Source organism: Formosa sp. Hel3_A1_48 (assembly GCF_001735715.1).
Taxonomy (GTDB): domain Bacteria; phylum Bacteroidota; class Bacteroidia; order Flavobacteriales; family Flavobacteriaceae; genus UBA3537.
This window is the reverse complement of record NZ_CP017259.1, coordinates 1,251,085-1,267,030: the sequence shown is the minus strand read 5'-3', so window position 1 is coordinate 1,267,030 and position 15,946 is coordinate 1,251,085. Positions and strand designations below refer to the sequence as shown.

Genomic DNA, 15,946 nt, shown 5'->3' with positions numbered 1-15,946 from the left:
TTTGGGGTTTAAGATTTAGTTCCAATTGGATGGGTTCAACAAGTGGCTTTTTAAGACATTAAGTTTATCAACTTTAGAATGGGGTATTGTTGATTCAGCTCCACACAACTTAATGTTATCAATTAATTGTTGACTCGTTTCTACGCCTACTAAAACGTGATTGATATACTCTTTCTGAATTACGTATTGAAGCGCAAGAGATTCGGTTGTTAAATTATAATCTAATTTTATTTTTTCGATCTCTTGTAGATATGGCTTTAATGGTAATAAAGTATCTGTCAATGTATTTGGGTCAATAAAAAATAAACCTTGCAAAAAAGTTGATCTTGTGTGTATTGCAATATTGCTCTCTTTTGCTTTCAAAATAGCTTTTTTTCTTTTTAAGTCATTGTCAAGTAAGTTAAAAGGTATTTGAATAAAATCAAAATCACTGAAATTTTCAGCTACATCTAAAATCTCTTCATTAGTGTACAATGAAATACCAATATGTAATGTCAATCCCTTAGATTTAAGGTTTAATAGTTCCTCGTAAAAATTTGTGTTTTGTTTAAAACTCATGTAATTATGAAACATGTATCCATAAAGCTGGTCTGTATTTAAAATCTTACAGCCTTCTGAAACATGACTAAAGAGGTCTTTAGAAGACAAATTGGTGTTTGCTGCCAATTTACTTATAATATTAAATTTTTTATTGGGATGTCGTTTCTGAAATTTCCCTATAACCTCTACCGAATTACCGTAGGCTTCTGCTGTGTCTAATATTCTAACGCCATTATCATAAGCAGTATGCAATATATCAAATGCCTTTTCTAAAGTTGGCTTTCCTAATTGATTATTGATACCATAATCTAACCCTAATTGAACCGTCCCTAATATTAACTTATTTACCATTAACAAACTCTAAAACTTTTTCAATAACAAATGCTTGTTCATCATCTGTCAATGTTGGGTACATTGGTAAACTGATACATTTAGAATAGTAGTTTTCAGAATGGCTTAAATCTGCACTTCCGTAACCTATTTCTTTATAATATGGTAGTGTATGTAAAGGTATATAGTGTATTTGAGCAAAAATACTGTGTGTTCTTAAATAATCATATAAGCCTTTTCGGTCTTCAACTTCAATAACAAATAAATGGTGTGCGTTTAAATTTCCATCTGGTAAGTTTTGGAATTTTACTTTTCCATTAAATGCTTGCTTGTAATTATTTGCTATTTCGTTTCTCCTAACTACACTTGCTTTGTTTTTTGCAAGTTGCTTAATGCCTAGAGCCGATTGTATGTCGGTTAACCTATAATTAAAACCCAATTCTTGCATTTCGTAAAACCACCCTCCATGATTTTCGACCATGTTTTCTTTGGTTATACCATGGGTTCTAAGCATAGATAGTTTTTTGTAAAGCGCTTCAGAGTTTGTGGTTATCATGCCTCCCTCACCACACGCTATATGTTTTACTGGATGAAAAGAAAAAATACCAATATCTGCATAATTGCTATTACCACACATTTGCTTAGTACCTTTTGAATCTGTGAAATGTCCTCCTGGCGCATGACAAGCATCTTCAATAAGCCATAGATTATATTCATCCGCTAAAGCCCTAAAAGCTTCCATATTTACGGGCAAACCCGCAAAATCCACTGGAATAATCCCTTTAAAAAATCCTTTTGGTTTACTTTCGATCAAATTTCTGGTACTTTCTAATGAAAGTAAATAGGTGTCTGAGTCAATATCGGCAAACCATACTTCTGCTCCGCAATAGCGCGCGCAGTTTGCTGTTGCGGCAAATGTAATGGGTGTGGTTATAATGCGGTCACCCTTTTTTAAGCCTAACGCCAGATTGGCCAAATGAAGTCCTGCGGTGGCATTGCTCACAGCAACTGCATATTTTGCGCCAATATACGCTGAAAATTGGTCTTCGAATTGTTTGACCACTGGCCCTTGAGTTAGAAAATCACTCTGTAAGGTCGACACAACAGCATCAATATCATCTTGGTCTATATGTTGCCTTCCATAAGGGATTGAGTTCATTACAATGTAAAATTTGAGTCTACATGTTCTTTTATTAATGCTCTCAGACTTTCGACAGTTTCCCATTCATCATTTTCTCCAGAATTGTAACGAAATCCTTCGGGAACTTTTTTTGCATCAAAGACTTTTATAAATTCATCTAAATCCCAGTTCAAAACCGTTGGTAAAATAGTGTAATATTTCCCCAGATCGTAGGTGTTGTAAGAATCTGAAGACGTAATCATGGCTTCATGAAGTTTTTCTCCTGGTCGAATTCCAACCTCACGTTGCTCAATATTGGGGGCTATAGCTTTAGCTACATCTGTAATTTTATAGGACGGTATCTTAGGTACAAATATTTCACCGCCCCAAGCATGTTTAAGGGCGTGTAACACCATGTCTACACCACCAGAAAGTGAGATGTTAAAACGCGTCATATTCAAATCTGTAATGGGCAAAAACCCTTCCGCTCTCTTTTTTATAAAAAATGGAATCACAGATCCATTGGATCCCATTACATTCCCATATCGGACAACTGAAAAACGAATATCTCTGTTTCCTTTTATACCATTAGCAGCAACAAATAGTTTGTCAGAAGTTAATTTAGTAGCCCCATAAAGATTAATAGGCGCACATGCTTTATCTGTAGAAAGCGCTACAACTCTTTTTACATTAGTTTCTAAACATGCATGAATCACATTTTCCGCACCATTGACATTTGTTTTTACACACTCTGATGGATTGTATTCGGCCAAATGAACATGCTTCATCGCTGCAGCATGGATTACATAGTCAATTCCATCCATAGCTCTAATCAGGCGTTCTCGATCTCTAACATCACCAATAAAAAAACGAATCGCTGGAAATTTGTCTACAGGGTATTCTTGAGCCATTAAAAATTGTTTTTGCTCATCTCTTGAAAAAATGACTAATCTTTTAACATTAGGATAAGTGTTAAAAATCCTTTCGGTTAAGGCTTTCCCTAAAGAGCCTGTGCCGCCTGTTATTAGGATAGATTTGTTAGTTAGGTTCATTTATATATATTACTTTGTTTAAACTTCCCTGCCAATCTTTTATTGTGCAATCAAAGTTGTTTTTAATTTTTGTAGTATCCAATACACTATATTTTGGCCGCTTGGCTGCGGTTGGATAATCTTTTGTTTTGATGGGCTTAACCTCAATTTTCTTGCCAAACTGTTTAAAAATTTCTGACGCAAAATCATACCACGAAACTATACCGCCATTACTGTAATGGTATATGCCATAACTTATAGACGAAGATAAAACAATTTTTATCAAAACCTCAGCCAAATCTCCTGCATATGTGGGCGAACCTATTTGATCGGACACTACGCTAATTTCGTCTCGTGTTTCCGATAACCTTAACATGGTTTTTATAAAATTATTCCCATATTCCGAGTACAGCCATGAAGTACGTACAATAAAATAGGCTTCCGTGGTCTCCTGTATGCTGCGTTCACCTTGCAGTTTGCTGGCGCCATAAACACTAAGTGGATTGGGTGCATCCGTTTCTAAATAGGGTATTCGCTTTTGACCGTCAAAAACAAAATCTGTGGAGATATGAATCAGTGTAACTTGGTGTTTCTGACAAACCTCCGCTAAATATTTAGGGCCCTCTGCATTGACTGCATAGGCCAAATCGCTTTGTTCTTCGGCTAAATCTACTGCGGTGTACGCCGCACAATTAATACAATAATCTAATTCATTATTTGAAAAGTATGACTCTAGTTGCTGCTTGTTGGTAATATCTAAATCCGGAAGATCCTGAAAATCAACATCTAATTCATCCTGGTGATTTACAACATCCTTTAAAGATTGAGCGAGCTGCCCATTACCACCTGTTACCAAAGCTTTAATCATAACTCCAATGGTTTAAATCCAGGGAGTTCTAAATCTTTTTTAGACAGTTGTAATTGATCATTAGGTAATTTCCAGTCAATGTTAAGTGTTGGGTCGTTATAAATGATTCCGCTTTCTGAATCCTTATGATAGTAATTATCACATTTATAGGAAAAAATAGCGGTATCGCTAAGCACTACAAATCCATGTGCAAAACCTCTTGGGATGAACAATTGCTTTTTATTTTCAGACGACAGTTCTACAGAAAAGTGTGCACCAAAAGTTGGTGAGTTCTCACGAAGATCTACTGCAACATCCAAAACAGTGCCTTGCACAACTCGGGTTAATTTAGCTTGAGCATAATTCCCTTTTTGAAAATGTATTCCTCGAAGCGTTCCCTTTGTTGAGAAGGATTCATTGTCTTGAACAAAATTGACGTCATACCCCAAAACTTCGTCAAAAATGCCTCTTTTATAAGACTCATAAAAATATCCTCTGTGGTCTGGAAAAATAGTGGGGGTTAGAACAACACAACCGTTTAAAGGAGTAGGGTGTAATTTCATAAAAGAGAGTATTAACTTGCTGCAAACTCTATTGTTCTGGCTTGTATTTATCAATAAACTTAAAAAACTCCATGCCTAATAGTGCTACAAAAGCGAGAAGAAAAAACAAGTATGGATAATAAGTTCTAGAGCTCAACTTCATCCCTAACAGTTCTTTTGTGTTATCCACAAAACCACTTTCTTGTTTGCTAGAGATCGCATCAACTATATTTTCGATATCGTTCAATCTGCGGTTAATGTCAACCAGCTCTTTCCTTAGTCTAATATCATTGAGATACAAGTCATATTCACGGGTTTTATCTATGTCGTTATCCCCCTCGAATGTAATTCCAATTTCTGCGCCCGATTTAGCATCCGTCTGCTGTTCCAAAACGCGCTTGTACGTGCGCTGTAAGGAGTCCGATTGGACTAAGGCCTGTTCAATTGCAGCTTTGCTCTCCTCGAGCTCAAAAATATCTTTTGCCTGTTCATTTTTGAAAAAAGAATTGGAATTAATATTATCAACGATATTTGTAAATACAGCCTTGAAGTTTGCTCTGGTCGTAGACTTGATGCTAATTTGCTGGTTCCTGTGCTTGTAATCTTCAATGTTATCAATAAAAGCCTCGTATTCAACTTTTGATGCCGCTAATGAGTCTAATTCTGTGATGTACTGATCAAACATAACAACTCTGTCATTGTCTGTAATGATGGGCTCTATGCTAAATCCAACAATTTCATTAGAAACGTCCTCTCCAATTCCTAAAACACGACCAAGAACTTCGTAGTCTCTGTCTTTCAAAAGTCCATTGTAATATTCAATGGAGCCGTACAAATTTTCGCCTGTAGGATAATTTTGTTTTACCGAAATCGAGGACTTATAAATTGGGGGTGAGGTCTTGTTTAAAACCAATCCTAACGCTAAACCAACAGCTGCTGCAATTAAAAGTATGATGGTGCGTTTTTTTAAGAAAAACACAAACCAAACAAAAGCTAAAAAAAGCTGCTTAAAAATAGAGCCAATAAACTGAAAAAGACGGCGGAATCCATTTCCAATCATTTTGAAAAGTTGGCCTAAATCGACTTCTTCTGAGGGTTGGGGGTTGCTTGTGGTACTCATATTTGATGTATTAATTTAAAATTTGTTTTAAGATCTGATGTGTAATAACGTATGTTGGGCGCACCCCTGAAAGGCCTAAACCACCCGAAGCTAAAGTGCTGCCCGTTTCAAGAGGGTTATCGCTGGCGTAATAAGCATAGCGTACCTTCACTTCTGATGAAATACTCTTTCTTATTTTTGAGGCAGATTGTATCGCCTTCTGATAATGAACACCTTCCATTTCTAAGCCAATGACGTCCCAAGTGGATTCATGGAAAAATCTTAAAAGATCCTTGTTTTGTAGGGAGGTGCCTAAAACAGTTACCATTGCGCCTTCGTAAACATCAACATTCTGGCCGTCAAAATCTTCTTTTTTCAATTCATTTTTAAAAGGATAATTATCTGCTGTGCCTTCAAATATGTGCGCTGACGGAATCATAATATCTCCTTTGCCACCATCTAAAATGCCGGCTTTCCCCATCACAGATATAGAGTCTACGTTTAAAAAATAGTTTTTTGCCTTTGTCTTGTAGGGTTTTAACAGTTCGTCAATTGTTTCATAAGCCTGTTCCCCAAAGGCGTAATCCATGACAATAAGGACAGGGGCATTGTTCGCTGATGCAACGCCAGAAAGATTGGTGTTCTGTGTAAAGTCAACCTTTGCTGTGTCAATAAGCTGAACATCTATGTTTGTTCCCGATTTGTCTTCTAGATATATCATTCCTTCTTTCAACGCTAACTGCTTGATTTTATTGCGCATAGCGGAGTTTTCACTCGCGCTTAATTGCTCATAAATAGTAAAAATATCAGTGCTTTTAGCTAGCTTCTGAAGTGCTTTTGGCGCGTACAGTGCATTCATTACACTATGTAAGTTAGCCGAAATAATATGTATTGGGCGTGTGATGAGCTGCTGTTTTACCAGAATATTTTTTATAGTATTGGCCCATTGCTCCCCATGAATATGATGCCCTAAACGTTCTCTTAAAACTGGACTAAAAGTGATGATGCGTTTGTCTTGATCAGTAATTTCACTAATGGCACGCTTCCCAAGCCAATATATAAGATGTAAAAAATGATCGGGTTGTTTGTCTGTTGCAAAAGCATCATATACTGCCAAAATCTCTTCAAACGTTCGGCCTAAAATATTTGCTGTATGAGACACCGCTATTTCGCGTGCTTTTTTAGTTAATTTTTTTTCAGCTGTGATTGCAGCTTCAAGTTTCTGCCAATCTCTAGTTGTCTTTCCTTTTTCGCCTATTAGAACTTGGTGAGCAATCTTGTGCGACTCAATATATAGAAATGTAAGATGCGTTAAAATATCATAAATTTCTGAGCGCCCCCGAGTTATTTCAATGTTCATTTGCTCAAAATCAATCCGGTAACAGTTTCTTCTGCGTTTTGCAGGCACAATGACTTCAAAATGAGATCCGCCGAACCCTTCAGCGCTAGTAAGGTTTATATGCATACATTGCTCGATCCCTATTGGAAGGCGATCGACGACATACAGCAAGCCCTGCAGTTCTATTTTTTCTTCAGCTATAGTGCCGTAAATTTCAGGTCTTAAAGATAAAAGCGCTTGGCGCAAGGTAGAACCAGAAACACCCATCGGTTTGTAAAATCCTCGGCTGAACAAATGGCGCATGGTAATGTACATGCGCTGAATGGCGTGAGAACTTTCTTGAGCACGTGTTCGGTTTAGGCTATTTGTGGGGTTTGTAATCATTTACATGCAAATATACATTAATTGATGAGATCGGCATTCAAGAGACTTTCGGCTATTTTGCGGTCGTTAGATAGGCGAGGTATTTTGTTCTGCCCTCCTAATTTACCAATGGCTTTCATATAACTTTTAAAGCCCCCTTTTTTAACCTTTTTTATATGCAGCTGCTGTAATACTTTCCCTGTAATAAGGTCTTTGTAATAAGCGTTCTGCTCTTGAAGAGCGGAATCTATTGTTTGAATGAATACATCCAAGTCTTCGGGCTCTTTTTCAAACTCAATAAACCATTCGTGATACGGCAGGCCGTCTACTGGTGTAATTTGTGGGGCAACAGTATACTCAGTGACCCTTGCATTGGATGTTTTTACAGCGGTTGTTAGGGCTTGATCAACTTCTTTTGCAATCACGTGTTCGCCAAAAGCAGAAATAAAATGTTTAATTCGACCGCTAACAATAATTCTATACGGCGATAGGGATGTAAACTGAACTGTGTCGCCAATGTTATAGGCCCAAAGACCAGCGTTGGTTGAAATGATAATAACATAGTTAACCCCTAACTGAACGTCTTTCAGCGTTATGCGTTTCGGAGCCTCTTCAAAGAAATGATCTGCTTCAATAAATTCATAAAAAATACCAGAATCTAATTGCAATAACAAGCCTTTTTGGTTCTGTCGGTCTTGAAATGCAAAAAAACCTTCACTTGCTGGATAAAGCTCAACGCTATCTACCTCTCTTCCAATCAAGTTTTCAAATTTTGATCTGTAGGGTTCAAAATTGACGCCGCCAAAAATAAAAAGGTTAAAGTTCTTAAAAATGGAGCCAACTTTTTCCTGTTTCTTTTCAACTAATTTTTCAAAATACATCTGTACCCAAGAGGGAATTCCAGCAATGGCGGTCATGTTTTCCTCTAAAGTCTCTTCAACAATTGCATCGACTTTAGTTTCCCAATCCTCAATGCAATTTGTATCCCAACTTGGCATTCTGTTTTTAAGTAAATAGGACGGAACATAATGTGCGGAAATTCCTGAAAGGCGACCGAGTTTTATACCATTCTTTTCGTCCAAAACCGGACTTCCTTGGAGAAAAATCCATTTGCCATCAACAAAGTCCGAATTACCCGTTTCGTTAATATACATTAAAACAGCATTCCGCGAAGCTTCTACTTGCGCTTTTATTGAAGGGGCAGTGATAGGAATATATTTTGCGCCAGAGGTGGTCCCTGAGGTTTTGGCAAAATAAAGTGGCTTGCCTGGCCATAAAATGTCTGGGGCTCCAGCAACAACTTGATCAACATAATGTTTTAGTTTTTCATAATCCCGTACAGGAACGTTTTTTACAAAATCATCGTGGTTTTTTAGCGCACTGAAATTATGGTCTTTCCCAAAAGTCGTGTGCTTCGCTGTGCGAACTAGCTGTTCGAAGACTTTTTGTTGAGTGGCAATAGGATCACTTGCCCAAGTATTAATTTTTTTGGTTACCTGCGCAGCAAATATCTTTGCAAAAAATGATTTTATTGATGTCATATTTTAAAGCTGAAAATCTATAAATGAAAGAGGATCAATTGGGTTCCCGTCGCTCCACAACTCGAAATGTAAGTGGGGTCCTGTGCTTAACTCTCCTGATGAACCAGAAATTGCGATCACTTCCCTTGCTTTAACCAATTCTCCTTGGGCTTTTGTTAGCGAAGCATTGTGTTTATATACAGTAATTAATTGGTTGCCATGGTCGATTATAAGTACAAACCCTGAGTCTGATGTCCAAGAGGCAAAGATTACCCTACCGTCTGCTGCTGCCTTAACCGGTGTGTTTTTTGGAACTGCTATATCGACGGCATAGTGCTGTTCATCAAAATTAAATTCTGAACTTACTGTTCCTTTTACCGGCGGAAAAAAAACAAAGTTTTTAAGTGATTTTGCCGATTCAAAAAGATTGTATTTGTCTTCATTCTCTACCTTGTTTCTTAGAATTGAATCCGCCTGTGAAGGGTTTAGGTTTTGAGGGTCAACCTCAGAAGCCACTTCAGCATAAATAGAGTCTTTATTAATTGTCTCTGAAGATGTCTGGCCGCTTAAAACATCTTTTATTGAAGCCATAAAACGTTCATTCATTTTGGTGATGCGCATCAAAGAATCTGTTTTTTGCTCCAGTGCAATCGCTTGTTTTTGTAGTGTTGGGGAAGTGTAGCCTGGAATATACTCACGAATAGGGGTAAAAGCAATAAAAACGGTTGTGAAACCGATAAGAAGTAGCGCAAACAACGATCCGTAAATAAAGACATTCAAGCGTGTAAGCTTCATGGCAAAGCGCTCCTCGAATGTGTCTTCATTGAGAACGACCAATCTGTATTTATGCAACAACTTTTTAGTAAGTTTCTTCTGCCGCGATTTTTTAGTTGTCTTTGAATATTTCATCAACAACAAAATTAAATAAAAATTATAGGTATACTACAGAACTCTTTTACTAATATTTTTATTTAAGTAATTTAATTAATGGATAATTCTTAACTTTGTCTTTATAAATACAATAATTATGGACCTGTTTATACTACCTCTGGCTTTTGGCCCAATGCAAATCGTACTTGTTGTCGTTGTTGTTCTTTTATTGTTTGGAGGAAAAAAAATCCCTGAGCTTATGAAAGGATTAGGCGGCGGAATAAAAGAATTTAAAAAAGCAAGCCAAGAAGAGGACGCCGAGAAAAAAGACGAAGAGAAAAAATAAATAAAATCCCAGAACTTTTCTGGGGTTTTTTATTGAATCTTAATTGACTTTATAATGGATTCTAATTCAAAAATATAATCTCTTTTGGGCTCTGACGGTGCGTAAACGAAGCCCTCAGCGACAAGCATTCTATTGTTCTTTTTGTCTAAAAACGAATAATTGATGAAGGGGCCAGACATAAATGCCCCCTCCACCTTCCACAAGCTTCTTGTTTCCAATACCTTTGTGTTTTCTGTTTCTGTTAAGACAGAGAAAGGGGTATACGCCATTTCGGTAGTCATATAATTACCTTCTATTGGTCCTGGAATATGCTGTTTTGCAACCGAATCTCTTATTTGTATAACGCGTTGAGAAAATGCCTCCTTTGAAGTAAAGTCTTGCAACGGGAGGCTATAAATTAATAAGCTAATAATTCCCGTTTTTGTATCTCTTCTGACCCAAAAGAAGTTTTCTTCATTTTTTGCTATTCTATACACTGAGGAAAGGGCTATACTTACCCCTAAAGATGACTCTATTGCGTCCGTGTTAAATAGTGATTTTTTTGTTCTTCGCTGTCGTTCTTTAAGTTCAACCTTTTTAAATTCATTCAGAATTCTAAACCCGTTTTTTTCAATGAGATCAACCATAGTCTGAGGAGATGGACCACTGACCAAGATCATTTTTTGTGGAGTTGCGTAGGGGTCGGTGTAAAACTTCACTGTGCTTTCTTCTGATCGTTGTACCTTAAGAACAATTCTATTCATGCGGACAAAGTCTGAAAAAACAGGTGGAGGGACTTGGCGTAAATCAAACTGGGGTTCGATTTGTGGCAAACCATATACTTCGGCACCGATACGGCTTCTAATTGCATCGCCGACGCTTGTGGCCCACAAATCATCATCAACAACCACTAAAAGACTATTGATGTTTCCAGATGAATCCGGTTTATACACTCTTTTTTCTGCCCGCTCTTTACATGAAAAAAGGATAAGTGATACAACAAATATGTTTATAAATAGTCGCATGTTATAGGTTGTCTTGGTTTGAAATTATTAATTTCATTCCTGGTTTTAGTTTATCACTGCTAATACCGTTCCATTTTTTTAGTTTTTCTACAGAAAGGCCATAAAACTTCTTGGAGATACTCCACAAAGAGTCTCCTTTTAGCACTTCATAGACCTGTGTACTGTCCCCTTTTTTGGTTGACGGTTCTGATCGTTCTTCTGATTGACTTTGAGGATTTCTCGTGAAAATCGTTAGTCGATCTCCAACGTTTAATTGATCTGACTTTAATCCATTCCATAGCTTAATTTGGCTAATTCGAACACCAAATTTATTGGCAATTTTACCTAAATAATCCCCTGCTTTAATTTTATACCTGATTTTGGTGTCAAGCTTGAAAAACTTCGGTAATGGTTTTTCGCGTTTTTCAAATTCTTGCGCGGCATAGGCATAAATAGCCTTCTCATTGCTTACAAAAGCACCAATTGTTTCTAATGGAAGTCTTAATCCGTAATTTTTACCTTCAACAAATGGAATAATGCCGAGTTTGTAAGACGGGTTTAAAAATTCTAAGGTTTTTAAGTCTATATCTATTACCTCAGAAACCTGCCTTAAACTTATCGTATTGGCAATACGAATAGTATCCGTTTGTGCCTGCGTTATTTGCGCTCTTTTAGCATTAAAACCATGTTCGGAAGCATATTCAAAAAGATACATAGTAGCGTAAAATGCAGGTAGATAGCCCGCTGTTTCTTTAGGTAAAAAAGGACGGATATTCCAATAATTAGTGTACCCGCCAGATCGTCGGATTGCTTTTGTTACATTTCCTGGTCCGGAATTGTAAGCGGCAAGCGCTAGATCCCAGTCTTTAAACACCTTGTACAATGACTTCAAATACTGTGCTGCGGCTATTGTGGAACGTGCTGGGTCACAACGCTCATCAACATAGCTGCTGACTTCTAAATTATAATATTTGCCCGTAGAAAACATAAACTGCCAAAGGCCTGTTGCGCCCGGCTTAGATTTTACGGTGGGCCTTAGTCCAGACTCTACAACCGCTAAGTATTTTATTTCCAATGGTATACCTTCTCTGTCGAAAACTTCTTCAAAGAGCGGAAAATAGTATCTGCTTAATTGCATCAGCCGCTCGTAAGGGGGTTTTCGCTCCTTAAGGTACTTCCTAATGAGTGTTTCTAAAGCGGGGTTGTAGTTGATGTGAAAAGGGGTTTTTGCATCTAATCGCATTAAACGCAACTTTAAGGTATCCTTATCTAAATAAGACGCCGTGGGCGCTTGTGTAGTGCTTTGATTTGAGGCGTCTGTAATCGTATCATGGCCGCTCTGATGCAAAAATTCTTTGCGCCATTCGGCATCATAATGAATAGCTGATTTGTAATCTTTTAGTTCAATAGCAAAGCTGTCTATACGTATCTTTTCTTGGTCATATACAGACGATTGTCCGTAAAAAAATTGAGGAAACAAAAAGACAAAAACAGCCAATATTCTAGACATTGCTGGGTTTTTTAGTGGTTTGTAATTGCTGCAATTCCAGGTAAAATTTTCCCCTCTAGGCTCTCTAACATTGCTCCTCCTCCTGTGCTTACATAACTCACTTTCTGCTCAAAACCGAATTGTTTAACAGCGGCTACTGAATCGCCTCCGCCTACAAGTGAAAATGCACCATTTTTTGTGGCCTCAGATATTGAGTCGCCTAATGCTTTTGTTCCTGTTGAAAAGGGGTCTAATTCAAAAACCCCTAATGGGCCATTCCAAAGAATTGTTTTGCATTGTTGTACCACCTCATGAAATATTGCTTTGGTTTTAGGACCACAATCTAAACCTTGCCAATTAACAGGGATACTTGTAATATCTACCACTCTAGTGTTAGCGCTATTACTGAAATCATCTGCCGCTAAAACATCGACGGGAAGGTGGAGTTGGACATTTTTTTCTTTTGCTGATTTTAGAATCTCTAAAGCTAAATCCATCTTGTCATCTTCACATATTGAGTCGCCTATTGAGCCGCCCTGTGCTTTTATAAAAGTAAAAGACATTCCACCGCCGACTATGAGGTGGTCAACTTTATCAAGAATATTTTCAATGATAGTGATTTTAGAGGAAACTTTAGCACCTCCCAAAATTGCAAGAACTGGTTTTTCTCCAGATTTCATTACTTTGTCTATACTTTTTATTTCTTGTTCCAATAGAAAACCAAAACATTTGTTCTTAGGGAAAAATTGAGCAATTATACTCGTCGAGGCATGTGCTCTGTGGGCTGTTCCAAAGGCGTCATTCACATAAATATCTCCGTGCTCTGACAATGATTGAGCAAAAGATGTATCCCCCTCTTTTTCCTCTTTGTAATATCTCAAGTTCTCTAAAAGCAAAACTTGCCCTGGTTTCAGGGCCTTTACCATTTGTGCGGCTTCTGCTCCAACACAGTCATTGGCGAACAAAACCTCAACACCTAAAATATCTTCCACTGCGGGGACAATATTCTTTAAAGAATACTCAGATTCATTTGATTTTGGACGGCCTAAGTGAGACATCAAAACACAGCTTCCGCCATCTTGCAAAACCTTGAAAATTGTGTTTTTGGCAGACTGAATTCTAGTATCATCAGTGACTTGAAGGTTTTCGTCAAGAGGCACATTAAAATCTACGCGAATTAAGGCCTTTTTGTTTTTAAAATTAAACTCTTTTAATGTGCTCATTTGTGGGTGTGTTTTGGTTGGTTTTGTTGATTTTTAAAGCCCAAAGGTACATATTTCTTTAGAGCGAATAAAATAGAATAGGGGTCTTAAAAACTAATTTAAACTATAATTTGATGATTTAAATAAATTATATTTGTAAGATGACTTTTGAGGATATCATTGGACAAGAACATCTTAAATCCTTTTTGCAACAAAACATTCGTTGTGGACGCGCACCTCATGCGCAGCTTTTTGTAGGTAAAGACGGCTTAGGCGCACTTCCGCTTGCAGTTGCTTATGCTTCCTTGTTGTTGCAGTCAGAAAACCCAAAACAACACATCAACCCACTAGAAAATCCAGACATACACTTTTTTTTTCCTGTAGTTAAAAAATCTCCAAGCAAAACCCTAATTTCAAAAGACTATATTAAAGAATGGAGAAGCTTTATAACACAAAACCCTTACGGTGAACTTAATCAGTGGTATACGGCTATTGGGGCAGAAAACAAACAAGGGTTAATTACGGTTGATGAAGCCCAAGCAATCATTAAAACCCTGGCTTTAAAATCATTTGGGGGCGGTAACAAGGTGTTGATTGTTTGGCATGCGGAAAAAATGAATCCTGAGTGCGGAAACAAGCTGCTGAAATGGTTTGAAGAACCAAATGAAAAAACAAATATTATCCTCATTTCGGAACAAGAAGATGCTTTATTAAAAACGATTCAGTCGCGTTGCCAGTCTGTGCACTTACGCCCATTAACCGAAATTCAAATTACAAATGCACTTGTAAAAATTAAAAAATTGGACAATTCAAGAGCTAAGCAAATTGCGCATAGGTCTGAAGGAAATTTTAATACAGCGCTGAAATTAATTGATCAGGGGGATCAAATAAGTCAATTTGAGGCACTGTTTATTGATTGGGTTCGCACGGCATTTCAAGCAAAGACAAATAAAAAATCGATTAACAGCTTAATGGAATGGAGTGAAGCAATAGCTAAATTAGGTAGAGAGAAAGAAAAACTATTTTTAGGCTACAGTTTAGAATTTTTCCGACAAGCCTTACTTTTAAATTATGGCGCTTTGGATCTTGTTCATTTTGAGCTTTTAGATCAAAGCTTTTCGTTGAAAAAGTTTGCTCGTTTCATTGACGCTCAAAATATTGAAAAAATTTGTTCTGAACTTGAAAGCGCTATACACCACATTGAACGAAATGCGAATGGCAAAATCGTGTTTACGGATTTATCTATAAAACTCACTAGACTTCTCCACCAAAAGTCAGAATAGAAACAATAAGGCAAATCTATCGTTTTTGTTTTTTTTATATTTAAAAATTATTGTTTTCTGGCTTAATAAGCGCCTTTTTAGGGGCTTTTGATCTGTGCCCATAGTCGTTTAGCGGCTTGAATATAAAAAAGCGAATAAGGCGCCTTAAATTAGTTTTCTGCTCTTTTCAGAACGTAAATCAATGATGAATAGTCGCCGCTCTGTTTTGCTAGGAGGTTAGACTTGAAACCAGTCCATAGGCTATTTATAATCTTCATTCTTCCATATTTATTTTTTGAAGACAATAAGCTCACGTAGTAAGCGTCAAAAAGCATAGGATGAGTAGACTCTAACTCAAAATCAAATTGTGAAAAGAGTCGTGCAATTGATTTTGGAGAGAAATGCCACAGGTGTCTTGGCACATCATAAGCTGCCCAAAACGCTTTATAGTATTCGGCGTCGTAGCTTTTGTAATTAGGAACCGCCACAATGAGTCGGCCATCGTCAGCCAATAGCCGTTTAAATTCCTGAATGCTTGAGTTAAGGTTGGGCAGATGTTCTAGTACGTGCCAAAGCGTGATTATTGATTGGCTTTTGGAGGGTAAATTCTTGAGCCATTCGTTATTAAAAACCGATTCTGGCAGTACTTGGTTTGCTGCTGAGCGTGCTTGTTTTGAAGCTTCAACTCCTACGCTGTCCCATCCGGATTTTCTAGCCATACGAACGAAACTCCCAACGCCTGCTCCATAATCTAAAAGCGTTTTCTTTTGGATCTTAAACTGAGAAATCAAGCGCAACTTTCTTTTTAGTGTATGGCGACGTACAATATAATAAACCCAATCAAATACAGTTCGTTTCTGTGTTGTATGAGAATCGTATTGACTGCTGTCATAATAGGCCGCTAAATCTTTTAATGCAGGAAAGGGGGTGGTCAACAGCATATCTTTTGCCTTGTTGTAGTGCAATTCAAAATTCTCTCCACTTACAGAAAAATCTTTTGTTTTTAGAAAAAATGTGTTGCTTTCGTTCATGTGTTCCACGTGGAACAAAAATATAAAATATA

General features: G+C 37.3%; 15 protein-coding genes. 2 read left to right on the top strand and 13 right to left on the bottom strand.

All coding sequences use genetic code 11. The annotated features are described in order from the left end of the window. Window positions 1-15: 15 nt before the first annotated feature. The 9 genes from FORMA_RS05825 to FORMA_RS05785 are packed head-to-tail and all read right to left on the bottom strand — an operon-like array spanning window position 16 to window position 9,640. Entirely contained in the window at window positions 16-891 is an 876-nt protein-coding gene (locus FORMA_RS05825) for an aldo/keto reductase (protein ID WP_069674772.1), read from the bottom strand. Beyond that, window positions 881-2,029, bottom strand: coding sequence for a UDP-4-amino-4,6-dideoxy-N-acetyl-beta-L-altrosamine transaminase (pseC, locus tag FORMA_RS05820; RefSeq protein WP_197500749.1), 1,149 nt, complete (start codon window positions 2,027-2,029; stop codon window positions 881-883). Before pseC ends, FORMA_RS05825 begins: the two co-directional genes overlap by 11 nt. After that, window positions 2,029-3,042, bottom strand: coding sequence for a UDP-N-acetylglucosamine 4,6-dehydratase (inverting) (gene pseB / locus FORMA_RS05815; protein ID WP_069674771.1), 1,014 nt, complete (start codon window positions 3,040-3,042; stop codon window positions 2,029-2,031). Before pseB ends, pseC begins: the two co-directional genes overlap by 1 nt. After that, on the bottom strand, window positions 3,029-3,889 hold the full coding sequence (gene rfbD / locus FORMA_RS05810) for a dTDP-4-dehydrorhamnose reductase (RefSeq protein WP_069674770.1): 861 nt from the start codon (window positions 3,887-3,889) through the stop codon (window positions 3,029-3,031). The genes pseB and rfbD overlap by 14 nt, the downstream gene beginning before the upstream one ends. After that, complete coding sequence (gene rfbC, locus FORMA_RS05805) at window positions 3,886-4,431, bottom strand: dTDP-4-dehydrorhamnose 3,5-epimerase (RefSeq protein ID WP_069674769.1); 546 nt, start codon at window positions 4,429-4,431, stop codon at window positions 3,886-3,888. The genes rfbD and rfbC overlap by 4 nt, the downstream gene beginning before the upstream one ends. Window positions 4,432-4,459: 28 nt before the next feature. Continuing rightward, on the bottom strand, window positions 4,460-5,530 hold the full coding sequence (locus FORMA_RS05800) for a hypothetical protein (RefSeq protein ID WP_069674768.1): 1,071 nt from the start codon (window positions 5,528-5,530) through the stop codon (window positions 4,460-4,462). A gap of 10 nt (window positions 5,531-5,540) precedes the next feature. Then, window positions 5,541-7,232, bottom strand: a complete 1,692-nt coding sequence (locus tag FORMA_RS05795) for a DUF6909 family protein (RefSeq protein ID WP_069674767.1) — start codon at window positions 7,230-7,232, stop codon at window positions 5,541-5,543. Between the two features lie 17 nt (window positions 7,233-7,249). Continuing rightward, the gene (locus tag FORMA_RS05790) at window positions 7,250-8,752 is read right to left on the bottom strand and encodes a GH3 auxin-responsive promoter family protein (protein WP_069674766.1); all 1,503 of its coding nucleotides are present in this window, start codon (window positions 8,750-8,752) and stop codon (window positions 7,250-7,252) included. A gap of 3 nt (window positions 8,753-8,755) precedes the next feature. Then, window positions 8,756-9,640 carry a M23 family metallopeptidase gene (locus FORMA_RS05785; protein WP_069674765.1) on the bottom strand — a complete coding sequence of 295 codons (885 nt, stop codon included), beginning with the start codon at window positions 9,638-9,640 and terminating at the stop codon, window positions 8,756-8,758. A 118-nt stretch (window positions 9,641-9,758) separates the two neighbouring features. Between FORMA_RS05785 and tatA the strand changes: the two genes are divergently transcribed. After that, window positions 9,759-9,947: a twin-arginine translocase TatA/TatE family subunit gene (tatA, locus tag FORMA_RS05780; protein WP_069674764.1), complete on the top strand. Its 189-nt coding sequence runs from the start codon at window positions 9,759-9,761 to the stop codon at window positions 9,945-9,947. A gap of 29 nt (window positions 9,948-9,976) precedes the next feature. Here tatA and FORMA_RS05775 read toward each other — a convergent pair whose 3' ends face one another. The 3 genes from FORMA_RS05775 to FORMA_RS05765 are packed head-to-tail and all read right to left on the bottom strand — an operon-like array spanning window position 9,977 to window position 13,642. Next, window positions 9,977-10,951 (bottom strand): DUF4837 family protein, encoded by a 975-nt coding sequence (locus FORMA_RS05775; RefSeq protein ID WP_069674763.1) that lies wholly within the window; start codon window positions 10,949-10,951, stop codon window positions 9,977-9,979. Between the two features lies 1 nt (window position 10,952). After that, complete coding sequence (locus tag FORMA_RS05770; protein ID WP_069674762.1) at window positions 10,953-12,440, bottom strand: lytic transglycosylase domain-containing protein; 1,488 nt, start codon at window positions 12,438-12,440, stop codon at window positions 10,953-10,955. Between the two features lie 11 nt (window positions 12,441-12,451). Next, entirely contained in the window at window positions 12,452-13,642 is a 1,191-nt protein-coding gene (locus FORMA_RS05765; RefSeq protein ID WP_069674761.1) for a phosphoglycerate kinase, read from the bottom strand. A gap of 140 nt (window positions 13,643-13,782) precedes the next feature. Between FORMA_RS05765 and FORMA_RS05760 the strand changes: the two genes are divergently transcribed. Then, window positions 13,783-14,904 carry a DNA polymerase III subunit gene (locus FORMA_RS05760; protein ID WP_069674760.1) on the top strand — a complete coding sequence of 374 codons (1,122 nt, stop codon included), beginning with the start codon at window positions 13,783-13,785 and terminating at the stop codon, window positions 14,902-14,904. A gap of 149 nt (window positions 14,905-15,053) precedes the next feature. On the opposite strand, the gene FORMA_RS05755 is transcribed toward FORMA_RS05760, so the two are convergent. After that, entirely contained in the window at window positions 15,054-15,914 is an 861-nt protein-coding gene (locus tag FORMA_RS05755; RefSeq protein WP_069674759.1) for a class I SAM-dependent methyltransferase, read from the bottom strand. Between the last annotated feature and the right edge of the window lie 32 nt (window positions 15,915-15,946).

What these genes read in the sequence shown, in the direction of transcription:
- FORMA_RS05825 (WP_069674772.1), bottom strand. Translation starts at nt 891, where the DNA reads ATGGTAAATAAGTTAATATTAGGGACGGTTCAATTAGGGTTAGATTAT.
- pseC (WP_197500749.1), bottom strand. Translation starts at nt 2,029, where the DNA reads ATGAACTCAATCCCTTATGGAAGGCAACATATAGACCAAGATGATATT.
- pseB (WP_069674771.1), bottom strand. Translation starts at nt 3,042, where the DNA reads ATGAACCTAACTAACAAATCTATCCTAATAACAGGCGGCACAGGCTCT.
- rfbD (WP_069674770.1), bottom strand. Translation starts at nt 3,889, where the DNA reads ATGATTAAAGCTTTGGTAACAGGTGGTAATGGGCAGCTCGCTCAATCT.
- rfbC (WP_069674769.1), bottom strand. Translation starts at nt 4,431, where the DNA reads ATGAAATTACACCCTACTCCTTTAAACGGTTGTGTTGTTCTAACCCCC.
- FORMA_RS05800 (WP_069674768.1), bottom strand. Translation starts at nt 5,530, where the DNA reads ATGAGTACCACAAGCAACCCCCAACCCTCAGAAGAAGTCGATTTAGGC.
- FORMA_RS05795 (WP_069674767.1), bottom strand. Translation starts at nt 7,232, where the DNA reads ATGATTACAAACCCCACAAATAGCCTAAACCGAACACGTGCTCAAGAA.
- FORMA_RS05790 (WP_069674766.1), bottom strand. Translation starts at nt 8,752, where the DNA reads ATGACATCAATAAAATCATTTTTTGCAAAGATATTTGCTGCGCAGGTA.
- FORMA_RS05785 (WP_069674765.1), bottom strand. Translation starts at nt 9,640, where the DNA reads ATGAAATATTCAAAGACAACTAAAAAATCGCGGCAGAAGAAACTTACT.
- tatA (WP_069674764.1), top strand. Translation starts at nt 9,759, where the DNA reads ATGGACCTGTTTATACTACCTCTGGCTTTTGGCCCAATGCAAATCGTA.
- FORMA_RS05775 (WP_069674763.1), bottom strand. Translation starts at nt 10,951, where the DNA reads ATGCGACTATTTATAAACATATTTGTTGTATCACTTATCCTTTTTTCA.
- FORMA_RS05770 (WP_069674762.1), bottom strand. Translation starts at nt 12,440, where the DNA reads ATGTCTAGAATATTGGCTGTTTTTGTCTTTTTGTTTCCTCAATTTTTT.
- FORMA_RS05765 (WP_069674761.1), bottom strand. Translation starts at nt 13,642, where the DNA reads ATGAGCACATTAAAAGAGTTTAATTTTAAAAACAAAAAGGCCTTAATT.
- FORMA_RS05760 (WP_069674760.1), top strand. Translation starts at nt 13,783, where the DNA reads ATGACTTTTGAGGATATCATTGGACAAGAACATCTTAAATCCTTTTTG.
- FORMA_RS05755 (WP_069674759.1), bottom strand. Translation starts at nt 15,914, where the DNA reads ATGAACGAAAGCAACACATTTTTTCTAAAAACAAAAGATTTTTCTGTA.